The sequence below is a fragment of the Myxococcus sp. AB056 genome (assembly GCF_006547365.1).
Taxonomy (GTDB): Bacteria; Myxococcota; Myxococcia; order Myxococcales; family Myxococcaceae; genus Myxococcus; species Myxococcus virescens.
The window spans coordinates 1-513 of sequence record NZ_VHLB01000215.1 but is presented as its reverse complement, the minus strand read 5'-3'; the positions used below and the strand labels follow the sequence as shown (position 1 = coordinate 513).

The window sequence follows — 513 nt, the reverse complement described above, 5'->3', positions numbered from 1 at the left end:
TCGAAACCAAGGCCCAGACTCCTGCTCTTCGCAGCAAGCCTGGAAGACTTCTTGTTACTTACGCTTGATTAAAAGCACCTGACTTCCTTCCCCTCACCTTCGCCTCACGGCGTCGGCTGGGTACTTTTTGTCAGGGCTTCTGCGAGAACTTCTCTCAGCAGAAATTGAACTTACCCTTCGTATGCACTTGTCAAAGAACGCTTCTCTATACTTCAGAGAAAACTTGTGTGGAGCTGTTGGGGTGCGCGTCACCGCTTTCCTCCTCCGTGGGAGAAAATGGTGGGCCTAGGTGGACTTGAACCACCGACCTCGCGCTTATCAGGCGCGCGCTCTAGCCAGCTGAGCTATAGGCCCAGGGGGCTACCGCGTCGGCCAACCCTACAGCATCCTTCATTCTCAAAGAGCCAAGTCGCTTCGACTCAGTCCTTCAAAACCAAACAGCAAGCCCAGAGTAAGTCACTAGATTGTTATTCGGAAACGTTGACCTGGTTGACCTGACGCGACTCGAAAGTC

Annotated in this window: 1 tRNA gene; it reads right to left on the bottom strand. The window is 53.0% G+C overall.

What is annotated here, in order from left to right:
* Positions 1-277: 277 nt before the first annotated feature.
* A tRNA-Ile gene (locus tag FMP39_RS37200) sits at positions 278-354 on the bottom strand.
* Positions 355-513 lie beyond the last annotated feature (159 nt).